This is a genomic window from Bacillus sp. GW821-FHT11D08, assembly GCF_058808515.1.
The window spans coordinates 147,612-163,119 of record NZ_JBXARS010000001.1 but is presented as its reverse complement, the minus strand read 5'-3'; the positions used below and the strand labels follow the sequence as shown (position 1 = coordinate 163,119).

The 15,508-nt window shown below is 47.6% G+C and carries 15 protein-coding genes and 1 pseudogene; 5 read left to right on the top strand and 11 right to left on the bottom strand.

What is annotated here, in order from left to right:
• Positions 1-78: 78 nt before the first annotated feature.
• Genes chrS through chrA form a run of 3 tightly spaced genes read left to right on the top strand, consistent with a single transcriptional unit; the run spans position 79 to position 1,692 of the window.
• The gene (gene chrS / locus AC1RRX_RS00890; protein WP_007407537.1) at positions 79-555 is read left to right on the top strand and encodes a chromate efflux transcriptional regulator ChrS; all 477 of its coding nucleotides are present in this window, start codon (positions 79-81) and stop codon (positions 553-555) included.
• A 13-nt stretch (positions 556-568) separates the two neighbouring features.
• Positions 569-1,159: a chromate efflux transporter subunit ChrB gene (gene chrB, locus AC1RRX_RS00885; RefSeq protein ID WP_015418372.1), complete on the top strand. Its 591-nt coding sequence runs from the start codon at positions 569-571 to the stop codon at positions 1,157-1,159.
• Entirely contained in the window at positions 1,156-1,692 is a 537-nt protein-coding gene (gene chrA / locus AC1RRX_RS00880) for a chromate resistance efflux protein ChrA (RefSeq protein ID WP_015418373.1), read from the top strand. The genes chrB and chrA overlap by 4 nt, the downstream gene beginning before the upstream one ends.
• A gap of 157 nt (positions 1,693-1,849) precedes the next feature.
• On the opposite strand, the gene AC1RRX_RS00875 is transcribed toward chrA, so the two are convergent.
• The 11 genes and pseudogenes from AC1RRX_RS00875 to AC1RRX_RS00825 form a co-directional block, all read right to left on the bottom strand.
• Entirely contained in the window at positions 1,850-2,563 is a 714-nt protein-coding gene (locus AC1RRX_RS00875; RefSeq protein WP_144463863.1) for an endonuclease V, read from the bottom strand.
• A 131-nt stretch (positions 2,564-2,694) separates the two neighbouring features.
• Complete coding sequence (locus AC1RRX_RS00870; protein WP_017418767.1) at positions 2,695-3,048, bottom strand: hypothetical protein; 354 nt, start codon at positions 3,046-3,048, stop codon at positions 2,695-2,697.
• Between the two features lie 12 nt (positions 3,049-3,060).
• On the bottom strand, positions 3,061-4,926 hold the full coding sequence (locus tag AC1RRX_RS00865) for a ribonuclease YeeF family protein (protein WP_144463862.1): 1,866 nt from the start codon (positions 4,924-4,926) through the stop codon (positions 3,061-3,063).
• A 19-nt stretch (positions 4,927-4,945) separates the two neighbouring features.
• Positions 4,946-5,206, bottom strand: coding sequence for a YwqI/YxiC family protein (locus AC1RRX_RS00860; RefSeq protein ID WP_007614257.1), 261 nt, complete (start codon positions 5,204-5,206; stop codon positions 4,946-4,948).
• Positions 5,206-5,640, bottom strand: coding sequence for a DUF5082 domain-containing protein (locus AC1RRX_RS00855; RefSeq protein ID WP_144463861.1), 435 nt, complete (start codon positions 5,638-5,640; stop codon positions 5,206-5,208). Before AC1RRX_RS00855 ends, AC1RRX_RS00860 begins: the two co-directional genes overlap by 1 nt.
• A gap of 280 nt (positions 5,641-5,920) precedes the next feature.
• Positions 5,921-6,709: a YwqG family protein gene (locus tag AC1RRX_RS00850; RefSeq protein WP_061890865.1), complete on the bottom strand. Its 789-nt coding sequence runs from the start codon at positions 6,707-6,709 to the stop codon at positions 5,921-5,923.
• Between the two features lie 63 nt (positions 6,710-6,772).
• Positions 6,773-8,098 (bottom strand): UDP-glucose dehydrogenase family protein, encoded by a 1,326-nt coding sequence (locus AC1RRX_RS00845; RefSeq protein WP_136803247.1) that lies wholly within the window; start codon positions 8,096-8,098, stop codon positions 6,773-6,775.
• Positions 8,099-8,293: 195 nt separating this feature from the next.
• Positions 8,294-9,058, bottom strand: a complete 765-nt coding sequence (locus tag AC1RRX_RS00840) for a tyrosine-protein phosphatase (RefSeq protein ID WP_033574412.1) — start codon at positions 9,056-9,058, stop codon at positions 8,294-8,296.
• Between the two features lie 45 nt (positions 9,059-9,103).
• Entirely contained in the window at positions 9,104-9,793 is a 690-nt protein-coding gene (locus tag AC1RRX_RS00835) for a CpsD/CapB family tyrosine-protein kinase (RefSeq protein WP_007407551.1), read from the bottom strand.
• Positions 9,780-10,527 (bottom strand): annotated as a pseudogene (tkmA, locus tag AC1RRX_RS00830) (protein-tyrosine kinase activator TkmA). Before tkmA ends, AC1RRX_RS00835 begins: the two are co-directional and overlap by 14 nt.
• A gap of 215 nt (positions 10,528-10,742) precedes the next feature.
• Complete coding sequence (locus AC1RRX_RS00825; protein ID WP_003151259.1) at positions 10,743-10,886, bottom strand: YwzD family small protein; 144 nt, start codon at positions 10,884-10,886, stop codon at positions 10,743-10,745.
• A gap of 203 nt (positions 10,887-11,089) precedes the next feature.
• Between AC1RRX_RS00825 and AC1RRX_RS00820 the strand changes: the two genes are divergently transcribed.
• Together AC1RRX_RS00820 and AC1RRX_RS00815 are read left to right on the top strand one after the other, a co-directional pair.
• On the top strand, positions 11,090-12,700 hold the full coding sequence (locus AC1RRX_RS00820) for an SWIM zinc finger family protein (RefSeq protein WP_144463860.1): 1,611 nt from the start codon (positions 11,090-11,092) through the stop codon (positions 12,698-12,700).
• On the top strand, positions 12,687-15,461 hold the full coding sequence (locus tag AC1RRX_RS00815; protein ID WP_106079911.1) for a DEAD/DEAH box helicase: 2,775 nt from the start codon (positions 12,687-12,689) through the stop codon (positions 15,459-15,461). The genes AC1RRX_RS00820 and AC1RRX_RS00815 overlap by 14 nt, the downstream gene beginning before the upstream one ends.
• The last annotated feature ends 47 nt before the right edge of the window (positions 15,462-15,508 follow it).

Sequence of the window (15,508 nt, the reverse complement as noted above, 5' to 3'; positions counted from 1 at the left end):
CAATAAAAAATTTCTCCCTTCATACCGTAACGTTTCATGATACAATAATGTCTACCAAATGAAGGAAGGTGAAGCGGGTTGGAACATGAATACAGCATTCCGAATCTTGTCCTTGATGAAACGGATAAACAGATTCTTTCGATTTTGCACGAGGAAGGGAGGATTTCCTATACAGACGTAGGAAAGCGGGTTAACCTGTCGCGAGTGGCGGTTCAGCACCGCATTCAGCATTTACTGGATGCCGGTGTGATTGAAAAATTCACCGCTGTCATCAACCCGGCGAAAATCGGCCGCCATGTGTCCGTGTTTTTTAATGTGGAGGTGGAGCCGCAGTATTTGGAGGAAACCGCATTAAAGCTTGAAAAGGAGCCGGCCGTGACAAGCCTTTATCATATGACCGGACCGAGCAAGCTGCATATGCACGGCATTTTCGCAAATGATCAGGAGATGGAAGAGTTTTTGACAAAACGGCTCTATACGCAAAAAGGCGTCGTCAGCGTCGACTGCCAAATGCTGATTAAACGGTATAAAAGCAGAACGGGCATGAAGCTGTAAGGAGGACATAGCCATGAAACATCCCTATTGGGACATTACGGCGGCGATGGTCCGAACGGGCATTTTCGGATTCGGGGGCGGCCCGTCGGTGATCCCGCTCATCCGCCATGAAGCCGTCAATAAATACAAATGGATAGATGATGATGAATTCGGAGAAATATTAGCAATCGCTAATGCGCTTCCCGGACCGATTGCCACAAAAATGGCTGCGTATCTGGGCTTTAAGCTGAAAGGCACGTTAGGCGCAATCGTGGCAACCCTTGCCCATATTCTGCCTACATGTCTTGCTATGGTAGGCTTGTTTGCGGCTGTCAATGTCTTAAGCCACTCAGCAATTGTTGCCGGCATGATTGGCGCCGTAACACCGGTAATCGCCGTCATGCTCGGCATTATGGCGTACGAGTTTGGCCAAAAAGCGCTTAAAGGTTTCGGCTGGGTCACGGGCATCCTATTTTTTATCATCGCTTTTATCGGCCTGCAAACGCTGCAGATCAATCCCGGCTTTGTCATTATCATTTTCTTAGCGTACGGCGCGTTTCATTTTAAATTGAAAGACAAAATCACAAATAAACGTTCAAAAGATAAAGGAATGTCGGCCTCATGATCATGATTTATGTATTTATGGCGTTTTTTGTCGCAAACGTACTCGGATATGGAGGCGGACCGGCGTCGATCCCGCTGATGTTTGAAGAAGTCGTCAACAGATACAGCTGGCTCTCAAACGATCAATTCTCAAATATGCTCGCGCTTGCGAACGCATTGCCAGGCCCGATCGCAACCAAAATCGCGGCGTATGTCGGCTACAGCGCAGGCGGGTGGCCCGGCTTCCTGATTGCGCTGATCGCCACCGTCGTACCGTCGGCGCTCGCATTGATCGTCCTCTTGCGCATCATTCAGCGCTTCCGCCAATCCCCCGTCATCAAAGGCATGACGCTGTCCGTCCAGCCTGTCATCGCCGTCATGATGCTCATTCTTACCTGGCAAATCGGCGCAGACGGCATCAAAGCGATCGGCTGGGTTCAAGCGATAGTGATTGCGGGGATTTCCCTCCTTGCCTTGACAAAATTCAAGATGCATCCGGCCTTCCTGATTATCGCGGCGTTTTTGTATGGAGGTCTTGTGGTTCCTCATTTATAAAGAAAAGCACCTGGACAGGTGCTTTTTGTTTCAGTCCCGATATGTTGTTCGATATAGATAACTGTTTCTTCGTCTATGCTTCTTACATGTGGTTCCTGTCATCCTCTCAGATGGCCTGATCAATAAAAAACATTTGCAGCCTCCCGGACTGCAAGTGTTACACGTGATTTTTCCGATAAAACGTTCGCAAAACATGCGTTTCAAGGTCAGCCAGACGGACAGGGATCGGCAGCCTGCTTTCCCGATTGATCATTTTCATTGTGATCTGATAGCTGCTTTCTAAATCAATGTTATGTCCGCAAGACAAGAAGATAGGCTTCACGTCCCGCCGTGTCCGAAGCGCCCGGCCATATACCTCGCCGTCAATGAGAATATCGGTGTAGGCGCCGACTTCATTTTCGGGCATCTCAAAATCGCAGCCTTTGATTTTGAGATAGGTTTTCGCAATCCCAATTGTAGGCTTACCCAGAAAAAAAGCCGCATGGGTGGCAACGCCCATATGATTGTAATGCAGATACCCGTTGCCATCAAACAAAAACACATCCGGCTCCGCCTCCAGCTTTTCGGCCGCTTCAATGATCAGCGGCAGCTCGCGAAACGCAAGAAAACCGGAAACATACGGCACGCTGATTTTCCCCATGCTGTGCACTTTTTCAATCACTTCTTTTGTATCAGCGTCAATCACGATGATACTGCATACGCCGTACGGTTCCCCGTCCTGATCCCAATAAGCGAGGTCGACGCCTGCGCAGGTGTTGACGGAGTCTGGATGGATGACGGGGGATAGGTTGATTTTATGTACAAGGGATTGTTGTGTTTGAACAAATTCTTCTTTGCTTAGTTTGAAAAGATGTATTTGTTTAACATGCATCTAAAAATCAATCCTACCTCTTGTTAACTAGTGTCTTTTTTTGTATTTATTTTCACTTTTAAAATTCTAGTTTGAAAACTTGCAACTTCAGGCCCTGCAAGCTTTTTTTAATAGTTTAAATGAATGTTTAACTACATTTCATTATTCGTAACTTTGTTTAATAAAGATTCTATATTTTCAACTATTTCAATATGGCTATTTGACTGAAATTCATACACAGGTTGATCCCAATCCTCATTTTGTATCAAAACTAGTTGATAAAATCCATTAGCATCCGCATCTGGATACCACCCTAAATCAAGTAAATAATTTTTACGAGAGTATGTTAATTGCAATAAATCTTGTGAAAAAAATAACCACTTTTCATCGTCTGGATCTAGATTTTTCGGATCAATTTCTCTAAAACTGTTTTGATTTATGGTCCACCCTTTTGGAATCCTTAAGGATTGTAAACTTACTTCTGGCATTTTTTTTATCTTTCTCATAAAAGCCTCCTATTACTTATCAATACCAAGTTGTTTTAAATACTTATCCAATCGACTGCCAGCAATCGGATGACCATGATATTCACCACCAGAAAACTCCGCTCTAATCCAGCTTGTTGGTGTACCTAGATCATAACCGACTGTTTTTCCTGCATCATAAATAAAATAATAGTTGTTATTTCCATTATCAATAATATGACCTTTTAGAAGCGCCTCTTTCTCTAAAGCTTTGTTATTCACATTTGGTAAGTACTGAGCAGCTTTTTTACCTGTCATACTAAAACGTTTTGCTTCTTCAAGTGTTTTAGCCTTAACATGTTTATGTCCATGCGGAGTAAACGAAGCATTATTAAGCATCGTTCTAAATTCTTTACGACCATAATATCCATCATGCGCTACTTTATCGTGATTTTTAGAAATGTTAGGACTATGAGATTTTCCCTTACGGACGCCATCACTAACCATCTTCACAATCCCAAGTTCTTTAACAGCCGTCTTTTCCACATCGACACGAACTGTCGGAATTCCGAACGTGAAGCCATCCGGAGTTACTGGGCGTTCTGCGTACACGCGGACGTTTGTCGGGACTTTGAATTGTTTAACTTTTTCTAGTGTCTTGTTAGCTTTTTGAACTTTTGAATGGGTTGCAAGCGGTATGCCTTTGTTTACATGCTTCGCCAATGCACCGGCTCCAACCAAACTCAGCGCAGCTTCCAGCGCCCCTTGCTTCCGCTTCTCCTCGGACACTTTGTTTCCGAACATATCTCTGCCTGTGACGGCTTCTGAGAATCCGTTTGAGGCGACAAGGCCGTATGCGCCCATTTCTGTCATTTTGAGAATGTCTAAGGATTTTCCGGTTTTATAGGCATCTAAAGCATGTTCTGCGGCAATGACGGTTTTTCCGGTTTTGTAAATGGCTTTTCCGCCTTTGAAAGCGCGGCCCGCCCAGCCGACGACCGGTATGAATCCGGCGGCGGCCATCGCTCCTGCTGTGACGCGTTCTGCGGTGGAGAGCTTTTCTCCGGTCACCGGATCAACGCCTTCGGCTGCTCTTTTATAATCATAATAGCCGGTGACTTCGCCGGTAAAGTTGCAGATGCCGTCCCATGTTTTTTCGTACCATGGTTTATTGGCTTCTTCTTCAGCCTTTTCCTGAAGCCGTCTTGCTTCAGCCTGCTGGGCTTTTGCGTCAATATAGTCCGTTCCCTGTTTTTCTGTCTCCGTGACGCTTTTGTAGATTTCATTGCTGTGGAAGGCTTTTTTGTCATAGTACATAGGGGATGCGCTTTTCCCGTTGCTGGTGGCCTGCATGAGAACGGAATATTTGCTGAGCACTGCGTTGTCCAGAGATTCTAAGTTTTGATATTCAGCGGTCAGGGATTCATCAAGCGTATCGACTGCCGTGATCGTGTCGCGTCTGCTTTTCTGGGCATCGCCCATTTTATCAGCGTAATCATCCAGCGTATATGTGTCGAGATGAATAATATCGCTGATGCCTGACAAAATTGAATCGATTTCTGCTTTATGAGCGGAGACAATCTCTGAAGCTTTCAAATCCGCGTTGGGCAGCTCATGCTCCAAAAATGAAGTCTCCACATATGTATCGCTGAGTTCTTGATCTTTAATGTCACCTGAAATGCCATTTAAAAACGCAATTTGAGCAGAGACAAGCGTCAGCCAGCTGTCGGCGATTTCCGCTTGTCCCTGAAAAAAATCTTTTATATTGTCTGCGCCTTTCCCTTTCAAAGCATCACCCAGATCGGCCACGCCTTGAAAGGCTTGTTTGAGCGCACGCAGCTGCTCTTCAAGGGCTTCGTATTGTTTCTTTCTCTTATCTGCTTCGTCCGTTAACGATTGTGATTCAAACACTTTGCTCATCGGCAAGTCCTTTCTTTCGTTATTTTACGGCGATCGCCTCGTCCTGTTCTTTCAAAGAATCTACGTTGTCTTTAACGTCCGCGATATTCTTATGAACGGCCTGCTTGTATTCGCTGATCATCGATACAAGCTTTGCCTCGCGGGATTGGTACTTGGAGGTATAGTCGAGCTTGTTTTTTCCGTTTGAACCGGCGTTCCCGATCGAAACAGCCTCCAAAGCGCTGCTGACGGATTCAAGCTGCTTCATGACGGCTCCGTATTTGAGTTTTATTTCTGCCATTAAAACCAACTCCAGCTTCTTTTGATTGATTGTATTTTTTCTCCGACCGTGTCAAGGGCTTCTTCTCCCAGCGTCAGCAGGTGCTCTGCCTCTCTCGCGATGCTTCTGGCGGCAAGGAGCCCTCCTTTTTCAATTTCAAGCTGTGTCATCTTTAAGCCGATTCGGTAAATATAACCGTCGTATTTGACTGTGACGATTCTGTATGCTTCTGTATGGGCCTGATCGCGCCGGTCATCAAATTCTTCAGCAAAAGTGCCGGTCCAATGATGATCCAGGTGCGGCCTGAGGATGTCCCTGATTTCAGATACGCCCTCTTCCTGCAGAGATTCTATCTCTCTTTTCGCTTCTTTTAATTTATCAATTTGGTGTTCAACCTCGCCCAGTTTATGGCTGATCGTGCTGTTAATATGGCTTAATGTGCTTGAATGGCTCATCTGTTTTCACCTCGTCTTACGCAAAAAGTCGTACAAAAAGCACAGACTTTTCCATACTATATTTCCATATATTATATTTTAAAATAGACAGAAAGCAGCTTAAATAGGTTAAATGGCTTATTTTCAACAGCCGAGATGCTCATCATTAACGCCAAAAGACTCACATAAACGGCATATCCATTCATCGATCTCCTCTATGTATCCATGATAAATTCCCTAAAAAAAAGGAGACAGTGATTAACCGTCTCCTTTGCCTTGTATCATGATCATCATACTGTCGTTAACTGCAGTCCCAGTTGTACAAAACGTTTGAGAAATCTTTTTTCTTCAAATCTTCCGGTCTGATAAAGAAATTGGCGATTCCCACATCTCCCCACATCGAATCAATGTCATCATCTGAATCAATTTGCAAAAGCAGAATCGTATGGTTTTGATGGGAGTAAGACCGCGGATCTTCCTGGGTGAAGGACGCATAGCCGCCGATTTTATGGCCGAATGCGTTCGCCGTATATTCGTCATACACCTCATCGTCAAACTGCTCGAAATAGTCAAAGGCATCCATCCCGGCATACTGCCTGAATTGAAAATCAGACGGGAGCACCCATTCAGCAGATAGCTCAGGGGTGATCAGCGCTTCTGATTGAATCGGAAAATCGTACTCCTCTTCAACCTGAACGAAAGAAAAATCATCCATGAGCTCCGCTTCTTCTGCTGTCACATGTTCAAAATATTTGACGCAGAAACCCGTTTGCACGCACCCGTCGTCAAAATTCAGACCGTATACGTCATCACTGACCGATATGTAAAACTGAAGAATGCCGGTGTCCGGAAAATCAGGGAGTCCGGGCATATCCGCAAAATTGATTTGAGCGAGAAGCTTCATCGGCCTGCCGCTTTCATCTTTAGGATATGGTTCATGTTTCGGAAAATAGGGGTCTCCTGCAATTTTACTGTCATACCGTCCCGTTTCAGCTTTTTTGACGTGCAGTTTGATAAAAGGCCGTGCTGACGTTTCCAGCAGATCGCGGGATGATTCCATTTGCTTCGGCAGTTTCCATGTTTTTTCCACGATTAATATCCCCTTCGTCTCTAATGATTGTATGATAAAAGGCCGGCGCGGTCCGCCGGCCTTTCAAGTGACAGAATCAGTCTGAGGCACGACGGCTCTTCTTCCGATTGAGATATATTCCACGCCCGCCTGTTCCGCTTCCTCAAGCGAGTGGCAGTTTCTCCCGTCGAAAATAACCGGGGTTTCCATCAGCTCTTTGTACGCTTCAAGCGGGAAGTGTTTAATTTGTTCCCAATCTGTCAGAATCAGGACGGCATCCGCTCCCCTGACGGCTTCTTCTATGGACTCCCGATAGGAAACTTCAGCCGGAAGCAGCCCGGAAGCCCGGAATGAAGCGATCGGATCGTACGCTGTCATCCGGGCGTCAAGAGCCGCCAGACGATCCGCAATGACAATGGACGGGGCATCCCGCATATCATCTGTATTCGGCTTAAAAGACAGCCCTAATAACGCGATGGTCTTCCCCGTCACACCGCCGAGCCTGTTCAGCACTTTATCAACCAGCATGGACTGCTGGTTATTGTTGACTTTAATGACGGACTTCAGCAATTCAAAGTCATGCTCCACATGTCCCGCGATCTGCACGAGGGCGTTTGTATCCTTCGGAAAACAGGAACCGCCGTAACCGATGCCGGCTCTTAAGAATTGATTGCCGATCCGTTTATCCAATCCCATTCCGTGTGCGACTGATTCCACATCTGCACCGACTTTTTCACATATATGAGAAATTTCATTAATAAAACTGATTTTCGCCGCTAAAAATGCGTTTGACGCATATTTGATCATCTCAGCGCTTCTGATGTCCGTATGATATACCGGAATCGCAAGCGGCGCGAAAACCCGGTCAAGCGTTTCCCGCGTCTGCCGGTCTTCAGCCCCGATCACGATGCGGTCGCCGTGAAAGGTATCGTGAATTGCCGAACCTTCACGGAGAAATTCCGGATTCGAGGCGATTGAAATGTTCACGTCCGCTTTCAGCCGTGAATGAATAACTTCGCTGATCCTGTCATTCGTTCCCACGGGAACCGTGCTTTTTGTCACGACGATCACATCTTTACAAATATGTTCGGCAATCCGTTCGGCGACATTTTCAATATAAGTAAGGTTTGCGTGCCCGTCTTCTTTTTGCGGCGTTCCGACCGCTATAAAAATAACGTCCGCTTCCGCAAGCCCTTTTTCGTAGCTCGTTTCAAATGCCAGCCGATGCCGGCCGATATTTCGTTTCATCATATCTTCAAGGCCCGGTTCAAAGATAGGGGACAACCCCTTTCTCATCTGCTCAACCTTACGTTCGTCAATATCTATGCATGTTACGTCATGGCCGATTTCTGAAAGAGACACTCCTGTCACAAGACCGACGTAGCCTGTTCCGATCACTGTTATTTTCATCGTGTTCCCCCAACCGTTTAGAAATTGCTGCTGGGCAGCTTACCGTTATTATCATATGATCCCGGCGCCGGCTGAATGCCGGAAGCCTGAGGTCATGATAGGAAAAAACGGCGCCGGCCGCTGATAATAGCATAAGCATAAAAGAATCATCTTGCAAAACAGCCGCTTATGCTTCAAACGGGATGGAGACGACGATTAAAAAAGACCCCAGCGCTTACGGCGGGCCACAGGCAGCGGAGGTTCCTTATAAACGGCTTTGTTTTCAGCGAGAAGCGCCGCATTTTCCGTGAGCATGTAAATCAGCTCCGCCCCTGCTTCTTTTTTCAGAACGCCGAGCGCCTCCTGATAATAAAAATTTCTCGGTCCGAGATTATGGGCGTCAGATGCGAGAAAGTGGATCAAATTCGCTTCCATCAGCTGCAGCGAAAAGGATTTCGCTTTCCGCCCGAATGCTCCGGCAATGCAGCCGGCCGTCACTTGGGCGGCCGCGCCTTTCTTCACAAGATTGTATAGAACGGAAGGGTTTTCGCGAATTTCCCTGTTCCGCTCCGGATGGGCGATGACGGGAACATATCCGTTCAGCTGCAGTTCATAAAACAGCCTTTCAGCGTAGGCCGGGACATGATCCGCCGGAAATTCCGCCAGCACATACTTTGTATCATGGAGCGGGACAAGCGAGCCGCTTTGAAGACCTGCCAGCAGATCTCCGTCTGTTCTGATTTCCTGGCCGGGCAGAACAGTCAGCGGAATGCCTTCCTTGTTCAAACGTTTGTTTAACAGGCTGACCGCTTCGTTGACCGTATGCCGGTCCGTGTCATAGCGGTATTTCACATGATGCGGCGTCGCGATGATCGTATCAATCCCCTGTCTGACCGCTTCTCTCGCCATCTTCAGGCTTTCTGTATCATCCGCCGCGCCGTCGTCTATGGAAGGAAGGATGTGACAATGGATATCTATCATATTTCAATCCCTCCTTAAAAAGAATGGACCGCGCCCATTATGACATTATTGTCCGTAATAGGCGTAGTCCGAGTGTTTCGTTTGTTTCTTCCCGTTCATCACGGCCCCAAGGAGCTTGCACGGGCAGTAATCGAGCGCTTCTTTTGCCTTGGCCGCTTGTTCCTTGTCCGTTTTCCCGCTTGAGATCACCATAATGGCCCCGTCAGTGTAGCTGCCTAATATTTTCGTATCGGCTACGGCCAAGACGGGAGGCGTATCCAAAATCACCTTATCATAAACTTCGGCGGCTTCTGACAGAAGATCTTTCATGGCACCCGTCGATAAAAGCTCCGCCGGATTAGGCGGGATCGGCCCGCTCGTTAAAATATCCAGGTTTGCTTCATCAGCCGGCAGGACGGCTTTCTGAAACGGCATCTGTTTTAACAGCAGCGACGTTAATCCGGTTCCGTTGTCCAATTTGAAGGTGAAATGAACCGTCGGTTTGCGCAGATCCGCATCAATTAAAAGCACTTTTTTCCCCTGCTGTGCAAATACGACGGCAAGGTTGGCCGCGGTTGTCGATTTTCCTTCTTCCGGACCGGCGGATGTGATCAAAAGGGACTTCACCTCCGTATCAACGGAAGAAAATTCAATGTTTGTGCGGATCGTGCGATATTGTTCTGAGTTGATGGATTTCGGCTCAGACATCGCAATCACGCTTCGTTTTCCGGGTTTGTCTTTTTTACGCGTCAACATGTCCGCCCCCCGCTTGTTTGGTTTCCGCCATCCTCAAGTTTTTGGCAACGCTGTCTTTAGTACTGATTGAAGTAACCGTTCCCAGGATCGGGATGCCGAGCAGCGATTCCAGCTGTTCTTCCGATTTGATCGTATTATCCAGATGTTCCAGCAAAAAGGCGAGACCGATTCCGCCCAAAAGTCCGGCGGCAAATGCAATCGCGATGTTCAGCTTACGGTTAGGCTCTGCCGGTGACTGGCTGTCCGCCGCTTCGGCCTTTGAAAGGATGCTGACATTATCCACGTTCATGATGGCGGTGATCTTGTCCTGAAAAACGGCTGCAACCGCATTTGCCATAACGGCCGCCCGCTTAGCATCCGTATCCCTCCACGGCAATCGTCACGACTTGTGAATCCTGCTCGCTGGACACCGTGATTTTCGATTCCAGCTCTTTCGAAGTCATGGACAGATGCAGTTGTTTAATCACCTCATCGAGGATGACCGGACTTTTGATGATGACATTATACGTGTTGATTAATTGGAGGTTGGTTTGAACATCATTGAATTGGACTTCTTTTTGATTGTTTTTGGATTGGCTGACCAAAATTTGAGTTGAGTTTTCATAGACCGGCGTAAGAGCGAAGAAACTGATGAGTCCGCCTGCGGCAGATGCCGCCGCGGTAATAATAAGTATAAACAGCAGACGCTTTCTCAGTATTGCGAATATTTCCTTTATGCTTGTAGATTCTCCCATATAACCTCCATATCACTTTCCGCGTATTCCCATTCCCTCCAATGATCTTTTCCAATTACGATTATACAGTTTTAAACTGTCATTTCTAACCTTTTCAAATGACAAAATTCGACAAAAATAGACAATCACTTCAATCTGTTTTAATTTTGTAAGCGCTTTAAATACTGGTGTCACAGGTAGATTAAAAAATCCCGCGGCCAAGAGCCTGCGGGATTTTATGTTGCATATCCATTTTTAATATAAGAAATCAAATTCTCAAGCATTTCTTTTGTGGTCATCTCAGAGGACTGCTCACCAATGTCGTGCGCATGCATTAAAATCTTCAGAAACTCCTCTTGATCTAACTTCGTTTTCTTCATCATTCGTTTCCTTTCGGCTTCCATTAAATTGAAAACAAGATTATTATATGCTGTCGGGTGCTGTTTTGCAATCTCTAATACATCATTCGACACATTCGGGTTTTTATGTCCTTTTTTAGGAAAAACTTTTTCCGGGCCATGTGTTGCGATATAATAGAGGAATTGGAATCTTTTTATTTTGTGACTCGTTAGGAGCGATAATCATGCTTCAGGATATGATTGCTAAAGAAGATGTGCTCGCAGCGGCTGAACAGCTTAAAGAACTTCTTCCTTACAATGAAGACAATGTTCAGCTGATGAAGAAAGCACTCATTTTATATCGGCAGGATTCCGTCTATCGTATACAGGTTCAAACCCCGACAGAGATTTCCGCATATGTGCAGGATGTTGTGCCTGTAAGGGTCACGCTGAACTTATTTTTCATGGTGAAAAGCGGCTGCGCATGCCCGTCTGAGGCGATCTGCCGCCACGTGCTGGCCGTTTTTCTTTACGTATATGCCCAATTCGAGCGGGTCGGTACCTTTACCGAACATTGGCTGGAAAGAGAAAAGCTTGAGGAAAGCAGGGAGCTTGTCCGCCGGCAGTTTCAGGAAAAAGTGCTGCCGAATGAAGAGTCGCTGTCAAGCTGGCTCGCTTTTTTTGATTCGGAATTCTCGCTGTGGGAGGCGCGGACGCCGGCCGGAAGCCAGACGATGCAGGGCCTTTATTACGGCTATCTGTCAGCGCTCAAAAAACACGCCCCGAAAAAACCCGAGCTTAAAAGCTTATATCAGATTCATTCGGCGCTTGCCGTCTGGCTTCACATGTTCACTTTGATTGAGTCAGGCAGATTGGATGCCGAAAAAGATTATTACAGCATCAATCCATACGTGGAACAGCTGATGGATACGATTTATTCCTCCATTGACAGACTGAAAACGTACGCTTTGTCTTTTTCACTCGATCCCTTTTTAGACCGGACGCCCCCGGTGCTCCGCAGACTGCTTGTGAAAGAAGAGCTTTTTCAATACGAACGCCTCCGGGTATTCGGTGAAATGTGGAGCGCGCTTTTGAACCGGCCGAAATGGGTTGCGCGTGAACAGGAGATTCTCGAACAGGAAAGCGGGCGCCGTTTTTCGCCGGAAGTGCGGTTCGGACGGCTTCATCTGGCTTTTTTGCAAAAAGATGATGAATCTGTCTTTGAAGACATGTCCCGCTTCCCTCCTGAAGCGCTGCCGTATACCTTTCAATGGCTCGGTGAACTCACCGCAAAAAAAGACTGGAAACGGCTGAAAGCATGGTATGGCCGGATCGAACCGCTTGCCGTGAACTATACGAAGCTTGATAAGCCGTTTAAAGAAATGCGCGACATTATCGGAGAGCTGTTTGCGCTATTGGCGGATTATGCGCGGCACTCACGGGATGATCAGCTGTTTGAACGGTTTGCTTCCGGCTGCCTTCCCTATACCTTTAGCGAATACAGCCAGTACCTGTACGAAAAACGACGGTACGCGGAGTGGGTGGAGATTCACAGCCTCGTCGGTTTTTCCGTCTGGGAAATCGAAAAGGACATCCTGAAGGAAATTGCCGCCAGTGATCCGGAAGCGCTCATCCCCTCCTATCACCGGGCGGCGGCCTTTTTTATCGATCAAAAAAACCGCAGCGCCTATAAAGAGGCTGCGCGCCATCTGAAAAAACTGCGGACGCTTTATAAAAAGGCAAAAAAACAGCAGGTATGGGAGCGGTATATCAGCCGGCTGAGCGCAAGCTACAAGAGGCTGCGCGCCCTTCAAGAAGAATTGCAGAAAGGAAAGTTGATTGATGGCGAGTCTTAAGGAAATTTTCATTCATGTAGAACAAATGGAAGATTGGACATTTACGCTGTCAAGCCATGATGAGAAGGAGCAGCCGCTTACTCTCAGTCAGATGAAGACTCATTTGTTCCAATGGCATGAGTCCACCTTTTACGGAACGTTTCTTGAAGACGTCAGCTTCATCGGCACTCCGGCCGTTCTGCTCAGCCCGTGGATGACCGTCGAGCTGCTCGGAAAAAACTCGTTCAATTCATTCAGCACCGTGCAGCTGACAAAGGAAACGGAACCGTTAATCGAAGCGGCTTCGACGATATACGAATTTATTGCCGACGGCGATTTTCTTCCGGATTATGAGGCTTGGCAAAATGGCGTCCTGCGCTTCAAAGACCGCGAGCTTTTGCTGGAAGGCTTTACGGCAGACTGGTTCTCAGCCGCGGTCCAGGACTACATTCAGTACAATGATGACCTGCTGGAAAAATGGCGGCAGATCGAAACCCGCTCGCCGGCCGTTCATACGTTTAAAGGCTCCTTTTTGGATGAAGATGATTTTCTCGAGGGCATCGGCTGGCATGACGATCTGACGCCGTTTACCGTCGGGCTCCGATTAAACGAGCCTGATTTCGACGGTGACGACTGGAAAATCGAAATGTTTTTACGTGAGAAAAAAACCGGCTCCATCACCTTTTTTGACGGACTGAAGGGACTGAAAAAAGCGTGGCAGGCATACAGCGGAAAAATCGCGCGCGAACAGGACCGCTTCCGCAGAACGGTTCCCTGGCTTTCGTTTGATTCAGGAACGACGCTGATATCTGAAGAAGAGGCTTGGATCTTCTTATCGGAAGCGAGTGAGACGATTGTCGATATGGGTGTGGAGATTCTTCTCCCATCATGGTGGCAGATTGTCCGGGACAGCAATATGATGCTCAAGGCGAAAGTGTCATCCTCGCCGCGGGGCGAGTCCTTCGTCGGCATGAACGCTCTGCTTGATTTCAACTGGAGATTCGCCACAAACGGTATTGAGCTGACAGAGGATGAATTCAATGAGCTTGTCGCAAACAACAGACGTCTCGTCAACATCCGCGGCCAATGGGTGAAAATTGATCCACAATTTATTAAACAGATGAAAAAACTGATGGAAAAAGCGGAATCTGAGGGCCTCCACATGTCCGACGTGCTGGCGCGCGAACTGATGGATCACGGGGAAAACGGAGCCGAGGACACAGACATCATTGACTCATCGGCATTTGCCGGGATCAAGATCGAATTATCAAAGCAGCTCAGAAGCCTGATCCGCAAACTGACGGAAGCCCGGGATCTGCCGGAACATGAAGTCAGCGCCGCGTTTCAGGGCCAGCTCCGCCCTTATCAGATGTACGGCATGAACTGGCTTCTGTTTTTACGGGAAAACGGCTTCGGCGCCTGTCTCGCAGATGACATGGGACTGGGAAAGACGATTCAGATGATCGCTTATTTTCTCCATGTGAAGGAAAGCGGCCGGCAAAAAGCGCCTGCCTTAATCATTGCGCCGACATCGGTGCTCGGCAACTGGCAGCGTGAGCTCCAGACCTTCGCGCCGCAGCTGAAGGCCGTGCTTCATTACGGCCCCCGCCGGCCGAAGGGGGAAGCATTTGTCCCGGCCTATCAGGACGCGGACGTCGTTCTTACTTCTTACGGCCTGTCGCACGCCGATCAGGAAGAGCTTTCTTCCGTGACATGGAGCACCATCTGCCTTGATGAAGCGCAAAATATTAAAAACGCGCATACGAAGCAGTCCCGCGCGATCAGAAAGCTGAAAGGCGTCCATCATATCGCGCTGAGCGGAACACCGATGGAAAACCGCCTGACAGAGCTTTGGTCGATCTTTGATTTTATGAACAAAGGCTATCTCGGCAGTCTGACCGGCTTTCATAAACGCTATGTGCTGCCGATTGAAAAAGACCGTGACGAAAAAAGAATCAACCAGCTTCAGCAGTTAATCCGGCCGTTTTTACTGCGCCGGACAAAACGGGATGAAGAAGTGGCGCTTAATCTTCCTGACAAGCTGGAACAAAAAGAGTTTATCCCGCTCTCAGCCGAACAGGCATCCCTTTATGAACAGCTTGTCAAAGATACATTTGAACATATGGCTTCTCTGACCGGGATGCAGCGGAAAGCGCTGATTCTGAGCATGCTCGGCCGCTTGAAGCAAATATGCGACCATCCTGCGCTCTATTTGAAGGAAGAACAGACAGAGCTGTTAAACGGGAGATCCGTCAAACTGGAAAAGCTGCTTGATTTAATGGCGGTGATCCGCGGACAAGGGGAAAGCTGCCTCATTTTCACCCAATACATTCAGATGGGCAATATGATGAAGCGCCTCCTGGAAAAAACATTCGGAGAACCGGTTCAGTTTTTAAACGGAAGCCTATCCAAGCAGGAACGCGATTCTCTCGTCGAACGGTTCCAGAAGAAAGAATACCCGACGCTGATTTTGTCACTGAAAGCGGGCGGAACCGGCCTGAACCTGACGGCTGCCAATCATGTCATTCACTATGACAGATGGTGGAATCCGGCGGTGGAAAACCAGGCGACCGACCGCGCCTACCGAATCGGCCAGGAACGGTTCGTCCACGTTCACAAACTCATTACGACGGGAACGATTGAAGAAAAAATTGATGCCATGCTCGAAACGAAACAAACGCTGAACGATCAGATTATCCAAAGTGAAAATTGGATTACCGAGCTGTCATCCGCTGAGCTTGAAGAATTATTCACCCTCAGCGCATCGGCGCAATCACATTAAACGCAAAAAGGCCGGCTCTCTCAGAAGAGCCGGTCTTTTATGTCGTC

Bases quoted from the DNA above. Each gene is read 5' to 3' on its own strand.
- chrB (WP_015418372.1), top strand. From the start codon at position 569: ATGAAACATCCCTATTGGGACATTACGGCGGCGATGGTCCGAACGGGC.
- chrA (WP_015418373.1), top strand. From the start codon at position 1,156: ATGATCATGATTTATGTATTTATGGCGTTTTTTGTCGCAAACGTACTC.
- AC1RRX_RS00875 (WP_144463863.1), bottom strand. From the start codon at position 2,563: ATGCATGTTAAACAAATACATCTTTTCAAACTAAGCAAAGAAGAATTT.
- AC1RRX_RS00870 (WP_017418767.1), bottom strand. From the start codon at position 3,048: ATGAGAAAGATAAAAAAAATGCCAGAAGTAAGTTTACAATCCTTAAGG.
- AC1RRX_RS00865 (WP_144463862.1), bottom strand. From the start codon at position 4,926: ATGAGCAAAGTGTTTGAATCACAATCGTTAACGGACGAAGCAGATAAG.
- AC1RRX_RS00860 (WP_007614257.1), bottom strand. From the start codon at position 5,206: ATGGCAGAAATAAAACTCAAATACGGAGCCGTCATGAAGCAGCTTGAA.
- AC1RRX_RS00855 (WP_144463861.1), bottom strand. From the start codon at position 5,640: ATGAGCCATTCAAGCACATTAAGCCATATTAACAGCACGATCAGCCAT.
- AC1RRX_RS00845 (WP_136803247.1), bottom strand. From the start codon at position 8,098: ATGAAAATAACAGTGATCGGAACAGGCTACGTCGGTCTTGTGACAGGA.
- AC1RRX_RS00840 (WP_033574412.1), bottom strand. From the start codon at position 9,058: ATGATAGATATCCATTGTCACATCCTTCCTTCCATAGACGACGGCGCG.
- AC1RRX_RS00835 (WP_007407551.1), bottom strand. From the start codon at position 9,793: ATGTTGACGCGTAAAAAAGACAAACCCGGAAAACGAAGCGTGATTGCG.
- AC1RRX_RS00825 (WP_003151259.1), bottom strand. From the start codon at position 10,886: ATGAAGAAAACGAAGTTAGATCAAGAGGAGTTTCTGAAGATTTTAATG.
- AC1RRX_RS00820 (WP_144463860.1), top strand. From the start codon at position 11,090: ATGCTTCAGGATATGATTGCTAAAGAAGATGTGCTCGCAGCGGCTGAA.
- AC1RRX_RS00815 (WP_106079911.1), top strand. From the start codon at position 12,687: ATGGCGAGTCTTAAGGAAATTTTCATTCATGTAGAACAAATGGAAGAT.